Genomic DNA, 7,983 nt, shown 5'->3' on the forward strand with positions numbered 1-7,983 from the left:
TAATGGAACCTCTAAAAGCAGGACTGTTAGCTGACATGATACCTACTGAAGCACAGGAATATATCAACAATTCCGGTGTCACAAGAAGCAATGTGGATTTGGCATTTAACTGGATTTTCAAATTCTCTGAAGTTACATGCGTTTTAAGCGGTATGAACTCAATGGAAATGCTTGAGGAAAACATTGAAATTGCCAACAACCATAAAAACAATCCATTAAGTAGGGATGAACTGCATGTAATCAAGGTGGTTAAAAAAATCATCAAGAGGCTCAACAAGATTGACTGCACCTCATGCAATTACTGTATGCCATGCCCTCAAAACGTCAACATCCCAGACATTTTCAAACTATATAACGACAAGTATCTGTTTCCTGAAAACAAGATGATGGGAATAAACGCAAGTCTTGCCAACTACACAACAAATGTTTTAGGATTTGTCGGTGAAAATCGTGATGTTTCCCTTTGCACAAACTGCGGAGAATGTCTAGGCAAATGTCCGCAACAACTGAATATTCCAGATTTATTGAATGATGTCGATAAGGAATTCCATGGAAGATGGATTCGTCCAATCGTTCCCGTTGCAAAAAAGATAATGGGGAAATTTTTATAGGTCAGGGAGCATATATAAAAAAATGAGTGTTGATTATGGTTTTAGAAAAATACAGATGCGAATCAAAAAGAGTAAATGTTTCACTGTCAGGTGAACAGATGAGACTTATCCGCAAACTAAAGGGCACAATGGGTAATTCAGATTCTGAAATCGTTCGAAACATTCTCATAGCATGGTTCAGTGAAAAGAACATGATTTCATTAAATGATGATGAGACGGAATAATAAATGGGTTTATAATCAAAATCTAATTTTTATTTTTTTAATTTTATGATAAGTATACAATAATATAGTCATTTCGTTTCCAATAGTATATGAGGTTAGCGTTTAAAAAATTAGAAAAAATGAAATGATTATTGGTTTAAGTGTTTTTCGATTAAATCCAATAGCATTTCGCTTGCTGTTGCATATCCTCCCATTTGGGCATGCATCTGTGAACCAGAATCTTCATCAAACAATAAATATTCCTTTTCACATTCAAGCATATCATAAAATACTTTTGCTTCACCCTGTGTCATTTCTGATGTTCCATCCATTACAATGGTCAGACAATCCAAATCCTTAATAATGTCAGTATTGTCGAATTTTCTGAGTTCATTACAAATGCTTTCTGAAGTTGATCCGTGCTTGTAAATGTAGTCTTCAAGCATGAAGTCCAATTGTGGTGGGCGAACTTCTTTTGGCATTTTTTGAATCATTTCAAGTCTTTTAGCAAAGGCACCGCCCCAGTTTGCATTGCCTGGATCAACAATACACATTCTAACACGTTCATCATAGATTGCGGCTCTAGGCACTAGAAATCCTCCAAAGCTTATTCCGAAAAGTATTATGTTTTCCTCATCTATGCCTTCAAAGTTTTCTAAACAGTAATCGATAATTGGAGTTATTACATTTTCTATATCATGTCTGAATGGAATTCCGTTCATTCTTAGCGCAAATCCCTGGCCTGGACCGTCATACACAAGACAGTTTATTCCTCTTTTGAGGGCCTGTCTGTAGACCCATGCGGTATCTTCTGCGAAAGTATCTCTTCCGGGAGTCAATATCATTAACGGAGCATTATCATCTGCAACGGGAGATTGATAGTAATGTGCCGGAAGGTATGAGTCCTCATAAGGGATTTCTACATATTCTCCTGGGAAATTGGATGCCTCCAGATAGTTATGATAACAGTCCAAACTGTTTTGAGAATACTTAGAAAGTCTATCATCATCAATTGAGTTAAAATACATTAAAGCAATTCTCCAATAGGTTGATGCCCTTAGATATGCACTTTCTTTTGTCACGTTACTGTTGGAGTTTTCTGCTCTTTTTTCAAGTGTTGATGCTATTTCGGACCATGCATCAATCCATTCTTTTCCTGCTTTGAATTTAGCAACTGTTTCCAGTACTTCCCCTACATCTGCCATTTGCAGGTAGGTTAATCCTAGTGCATGTCTTATCAGTGCATCCTGCAGGACATTGTCGCTGAATTTATCCGCTGACCAGTGGCCTTCCACACCAACTGAAGGCATTTTTCCTTTCATCATGTTTTTCATCAATATCACCTCAAATTGTTTTTTATAAATTCACGAGCCTTTTTAAAGTCTTTTTCGTTGGGATGGTTTTTGGCTATTCCACCGATTTTTTCAAAAAATCCGTATGTGTCATATCCTCTGCAGCTGAATCCTCCAATAAATTCACAATTCTGGGATTTAATTGTTTTTTGAATGCTTCTTGCATAGTTTATGTAATTAATGCCGCATGTGTAAACAGTGAAAACCTTTTTGCCGGTCAAGTCGATTTCTGAAGCCAGCTTTTCGATGCCCTTGTGGAATTTATGGAAATATATTCCTGAAGCAAATCCTATTGCATCATAACATGAAAAATCTGTTTTTTTAGCTTCAGATATTTTTAATAAGTCGATATCATTTGAATATGCCATTACATCTAGAACTTTTTTTGTATTTCCATGATGTGATGAAACATATATTATTGCGGTTTTCATTTTTTATCATCTCGAAAAAATTTAATTTCCTATAAAATAATTTCCTATGAAACTATTTCATAGAAAACTATTTAACACTAGGCATATATAAACATTGCTATGGAAGAAAAAAAATTAGGGTTCTTAATAGCCAATCTATTCAACGATTATACAAACTACATGAATAACTATCTTAAAGAAATGGATTTAACATTGAGCCAAACCAGGGTGCTCCTAGTTTTAGCATTGAATAATGGAGTGTCTATTGATTATCTTGCAGAAAAAGCAAACATAGGAAAAAGTAGTGTAACCAAATCTGTGAAGATACTTGAAAAGAAAGGATTTCTGACAAAAGAAATTGATCCTAAAGACAATCGCAAAAAAATTGTTAAAATCACAAAAAAAGGTAAAGAAATACAAAAGGCAGCTCTTCAAATTAATGATGAAATAGAAGAATCAATAATTTCCAAAATAGGTGAAAATGAAATTAAAGCCTTAAAAGAACAGTTAATCACATTAGACGAATTAATTAAAAATTAAAAAACATCAACTAACTTCTTGAAATTTCAACAGAATCATGTTTCCAATAATGAATTCATCTGTACTGATGTTAACAATTAAATGAATGGTATAAAAAATAGATTTTTAAAAATTGAATAAGGATAAATTTGTTAAACAAATTTTGACACATCCCTATCCAAATACTAAAAACATGGTCTGCTATAGCAGCCCAACATCATTTGATGTTATTTTATATTATTACTATTAAAATATATAAACATTACTATGCTGCCTATTATACGATTAAAGCAATATTTTATTCTAAAAACAATATTATATGATTATTACAATATTTATTTTTAAAATTAACAAATTATATATGGTTTTAGATTAAAATAATTATTTCTAAAACACTAATATAATTTTACTAAGAACTTGGTGTTTTTATGAATGGGAAAGAGCATTATAAAAAAAACACTCCTATTGACTAGGGGAAATTGAACTATGGCAGTTGAAAATTTAGTGCTTGCTATCTCTTATTTATTCCTAGCAAGTTACTATCTATTGTTGGCCATTAACTTGTTAATGTAAAGCAATCTATGATGTCGAATTGGAAGCCTAGTTGGATTTCATCCGAAATTTTCTAATTTGATAAACTGACAATTTAAATGACAATTAGCTTTAATATGTGTTTTATAGCTTCTTTTTCTACACATAGTTCAAAAAAACATTATTATTCCCACTTTAAAAACACCAAAATATTATTTATATGAAATGATACTAAATATTATAATGTAAGAGTTAAAAGTAGTAAATATTTTGTATAGTATACGGGCAAAATCCCTTTTAAGAAGTTTTTTAAATTAATAAAACAATATTTTTATTCTATTATAATATCTGGGAGAATTGTATGGAAGAATATTTAATAGAAACTCCAAGCATTGATTATATGGATTTTCATATTCAAGATAAAGTTCGGGAATTGTTAAATCAATCGGAAGATGATTTGGATTATATCAAAAGGAGTTACATCTTTGTTAGAGATGAAATTCCTCACTCATGGGATATTGAAACAAATATAGTTTCAAGAACTGCCAGCGATGTGCTTAAAAATAAAACTGGAATATGCTGGACAAAGTCATGCCTTCTCGCAGCACTTCTAAGAGCAAATCAAATCCCATCGGGCATCAGTTATCAGCTGCTTACAAGAGCAGATGATGCAAGTGAAGGTTATATGATTCATGCCTTAAACACTGTGCATATAAAATATTTGAATAAATGGATTCGACTTGATGCTAGGGGAAATAAGGAAAATATTAATGCTTATTTTAGTTTGGATGAGGAACACCTTGCTTATTCAATTCGAAGTGAATTTGGAGAAATTGATTATCAGGATAATCATGCTGATCTGGATGAAAGGTTGGTTAGTATTCTGATGGAAAGTGAGACTATACAAGAAATTACAACAGACTTTGAGTTTTCACATCAATAAAGTTAATATTTGAGTGAAATTGAAAAAATAGATTTTTAAAATTGAATAAGGATAAATTTGTTAAACAAATTTTGACACATCCTCATTCAACATGCATATCTATTGGTCGATACTGTGCCGGCCAAACATCCTAAGATGTCATATAATATTATGAACATCAAAGTATATAAAAGTTTCATTTATTACTCATTTCCAAATTAAAGCAATATTCCATTATGAAAACAATTTTATATTCTTAAATCAATCTTTATTTTTAAAAATAAGAAATTATAAATAGTTTTAAAAGAAAATATCTAATTCTAAAACACTAATATAATAATCATATCTACTGGTGTTTTAATGAATTGGAAAGAGCATTCAATTAAAAACACTCCAATCAAATTTGGAGAATTGATATTTTGGTGGTTGAAAATATGGTGCTTGCTATCTCTTATTTGTTCCTAGCAAGTTACTACTTATTGTTGGCCATTAACTTGTTAATGTAAAACAATCTATGATGTCGAATTGGAAGCATAGTTGGATTTCATCCGAAATTTTCTAATTTGATAAACTGACAATTTAGATGATAATTAGCTTTAATATGTGTTTTATAGCTTCCTTTTTTACACATAGTTCAAAAAAGCATTATTTTTCCACTTTAAAGGCACCAAAATATTATTGATAAGATTATATGGGTTGATATTAAACATATGATGTAAGAACTAACGTACATTATATTTTGTATAGTATATGGGCAACAAGATTTTTAAATGATTTATGGTCTTATTAAAAAAAAGAAAAATGAGAGATTAACTCTCATTGTTTTTTCGGCTGTAGCCGCAACGTTGCAATAAATACCACTGCCAGCAGAATAGCCGTTATTATCATTACGAATCCCATAGCTTCTTGAATAATGACATCTACGGCATTCATGACAGTACTGTCTTGCGTAATATTTTCTGTACCTGCTGCTTGTAAGTAATTGGCTGCATCATCAAAGAATTGTGGGTCGTTTGCATGGTCTGGTGCATACATATCGATTGCAGTAGAAAGACCTCCCATAACTCCTAGAATTAGAATTACTCCAATAAGTGCGGTACCCATTGACTCACCTAATGTCTGTGTGGTTGTAAGAACACCAGATGCGTTATTTTCACTTTTCTTAGGAATATTGATTAATGAAATGTCTGTGCTTAAAGACATTACAAAACCAAGTCCAGCACCCAATACAAACAGACCAGGCATTAAATCATACATTGTTGTATTCAATCTGAATTGATAGCTTAAAATCACACATCCGATAATTGCAATTAAAGATCCTGCTGCAATGAGGGTCTTATGACTAAATTTAGTAGATAAACTTGGAGCGGCTATTGCGAAAATAAGCAGACCTATAGTCATCGGAAGTGTAGTCAAACCAGTATTCAATGCATTTAATTGCATTACACTTTGCAGGAAGAGTGAAACTGCAAACAATGCTCCACCCATTGCAAGACATCCTATTAATCTAATGATTGCTCCTACACGTAAATTCCTGTCTCTGAATAAGTCCATATCAAGTAAAGGCACTTTTCCATTTCTTTTCCTTCTGATTTCCAACCATGCAAATATTGCCAGGATAACTAAACCTAAAACTATTACAGCAACGCTGGAAGAATCTTTTGTAAGCATTAAAATGCCCCAAACAAACAAGACAAGTCCTATAATTGAAATTATAGTGCCGGTAATGTCCAAATCTTTTTTAGATTCAGTAGGTTTGAAATCAGGTATTTTATGTTGCATTACTAAAATAAGTATTACAAATATTAATTCAACTGCGAATCCCCATCTCCAACTTAAAAATGTTGTCATGACTCCACCGAATAGGGGACCGACAGCAGCAGAAATGGAAACCATTACACTTTCAATTGCCAAAGCAAATGTACGTTTTTCACCGGAATATATTCCGCTTATAAGGGAAACAGTAGCAGGTGTCATCAATGCTCCTGCAATACCTTCAATCAGTGCCCATCCAATAAATAATACTCCGGTACTCCAACTTATTGCTGCGGTAAATGTACCGACACCATAAAGTATAGTACCGATTATGAACAGTTTCTTTTTACCAACTATGTCCTGAAGTTTGGTACTGAGCAGTATGAATGCAGCAGTAATCAAAGTATAGAATGACATAATCAACTGAATGGTACTTACATCAGTATGCAGGTCAACTACAACCTTAGAAATACTAACATTCATGAATGTAGCGTCCAATGTTATAATAAATGAAGCACAAGCCACTAACACTAATGGAATCCAAGAGTGTTGCTTAACTGTTTCATTCATATCTATTAATCCTCCTATATGCCCATTTTAATTTTAAAAATATGACTGACTTGTCATATCATGGGTTATATAAATGAATTTTATATCCTATTAACAATTATTGTGTCAAATATGATATTTATAATTTGTTTTAAATTTGAAAATGAAAGTAGAAAAACTGAAATATTAAAAATTAGAGGGAAACTAATGTGGGGCTATAAATGTTTTGACAATAATTTTTAATTAGATTAATGAATAGACATTATATTGAAGATGTAATTAATAAGGATGATAAAATGGGTATTGATTTGACAGATATCGGAATTGAAGAAGGACAGAAATATGAAGGGATTTACACTACCATGAGCAAGGACGGTGTAAAAAATGCAGCGCCAATAGGAATTGTATGCAAAGGCAAAGACAAACTTGGATGCAGATTATTTGTAGGCACCCAAACCCTGAAAAACATTATGGAAACACGCAGATATGTTGTAAATATCACTTTTGACCCTATAAATTTTGTAAATTCAACCATCGGAAATCTGGATATTGAAGAGTTTACTGATGATGATGACCTTGCAATATTGAGAAATGCAGAGGCTTATGTCATTTGTGATGTTACAGACATTAGAAAGATGGATCCGATTAAAGACCATGTAACATCAAATGGGGAAGCTTATATCATAAGCAGTGATGTTGTAGAAATCGTCAAAAATCATCCGTGTGCAAAGGCTTTAAACCGGGGCGTATTCGCCCTTCTGGAATGCCTAACAAACTATACTCGACTGGACTTAGTAAGTAAGGAACAGCAGGATTATTTTATCGGAAGGTTTAATGAAAACAATCGCATGATTAAGAGGGTTTCAGGACAGGATACAATAAAAGCGATGGAGATTCTTAAAAATAGCATGATAAAAAAAGGTTTTGATGTTGAATAGAACCTGTATGTGTGGAGCTAAAAGTATATTATATTTTGTATAGTATACGGGCAAAATCCATTCTAGATAATTTAGGTGTTATTTGGCTTATTCATTATTAATATTAAGTTTTTTATTCATTAACGTAATATAACTTATTAATTAGTTTATTAAGTGAAATATATTGTTATTTTTAAAAAATAAGTATTTTTTT

Annotated in this window: 8 protein-coding genes; 5 read left to right on the top strand and 3 right to left on the bottom strand. The window is 32.1% G+C overall.

Going from position 1 to position 7,983, the window contains the following annotated elements:
- Together ACJMLZ_RS07180 and ACJMLZ_RS07185 are read left to right on the top strand one after the other, a co-directional pair.
- A partial coding sequence (locus tag ACJMLZ_RS07180; RefSeq protein ID WP_405304944.1) for a 4Fe-4S dicluster domain-containing protein occupies positions 1–611 on the top strand: 611 nt, incomplete at its 5' end.
- Positions 612–646: 35 nt separating this feature from the next.
- Positions 647–835 (top strand): CopG family transcriptional regulator, encoded by a 189-nt coding sequence (locus ACJMLZ_RS07185; protein WP_405304951.1) that lies wholly within the window; start codon positions 647–649, stop codon positions 833–835.
- 128 nt (positions 836–963) lie between these two features.
- Here ACJMLZ_RS07185 and ACJMLZ_RS07190 read toward each other — a convergent pair whose 3' ends face one another.
- Together ACJMLZ_RS07190 and ACJMLZ_RS07195 are read right to left on the bottom strand one after the other, a co-directional pair.
- A complete protein-coding gene (locus ACJMLZ_RS07190; RefSeq protein WP_405304945.1) occupies positions 964–2,148 on the bottom strand; it encodes an alpha/beta hydrolase family protein in 1,185 nt (394 codons plus the stop codon).
- A 5-nt stretch (positions 2,149–2,153) separates the two neighbouring features.
- On the bottom strand, positions 2,154–2,597 hold the full coding sequence (locus tag ACJMLZ_RS07195) for a flavodoxin family protein (protein WP_405304946.1): 444 nt from the start codon (positions 2,595–2,597) through the stop codon (positions 2,154–2,156).
- A 99-nt stretch (positions 2,598–2,696) separates the two neighbouring features.
- Here ACJMLZ_RS07195 and ACJMLZ_RS07200 point away from each other — a divergent pair, with 99 nt between their 5' ends.
- On the top strand, positions 2,697–3,116 hold the full coding sequence (locus tag ACJMLZ_RS07200; protein WP_405304947.1) for a MarR family winged helix-turn-helix transcriptional regulator: 420 nt from the start codon (positions 2,697–2,699) through the stop codon (positions 3,114–3,116).
- An 871-nt stretch (positions 3,117–3,987) separates the two neighbouring features.
- A complete protein-coding gene (locus tag ACJMLZ_RS07205; RefSeq protein ID WP_405304948.1) occupies positions 3,988–4,569 on the top strand; it encodes a transglutaminase family protein in 582 nt (193 codons plus the stop codon).
- A 795-nt stretch (positions 4,570–5,364) separates the two neighbouring features.
- Here ACJMLZ_RS07205 and ACJMLZ_RS07210 read toward each other — a convergent pair.
- A complete protein-coding gene (locus tag ACJMLZ_RS07210; protein ID WP_405304949.1) occupies positions 5,365–6,873 on the bottom strand; it encodes an MFS transporter in 1,509 nt (502 codons plus the stop codon).
- 230 nt (positions 6,874–7,103) lie between these two features.
- Here ACJMLZ_RS07210 and ACJMLZ_RS07215 point away from each other — a divergent pair, with 230 nt between their 5' ends.
- The gene (locus tag ACJMLZ_RS07215; RefSeq protein WP_405304950.1) at positions 7,104–7,790 is read left to right on the top strand and encodes a DUF447 domain-containing protein; all 687 of its coding nucleotides are present in this window, start codon (positions 7,104–7,106) and stop codon (positions 7,788–7,790) included.
- The last annotated feature ends 193 nt before the right edge of the window (positions 7,791–7,983 follow it).

This window comes from Methanobrevibacter sp. (assembly GCF_045126245.1).
GTDB lineage: Archaea > Methanobacteriota > Methanobacteria > Methanobacteriales > Methanobacteriaceae > Methanocatella.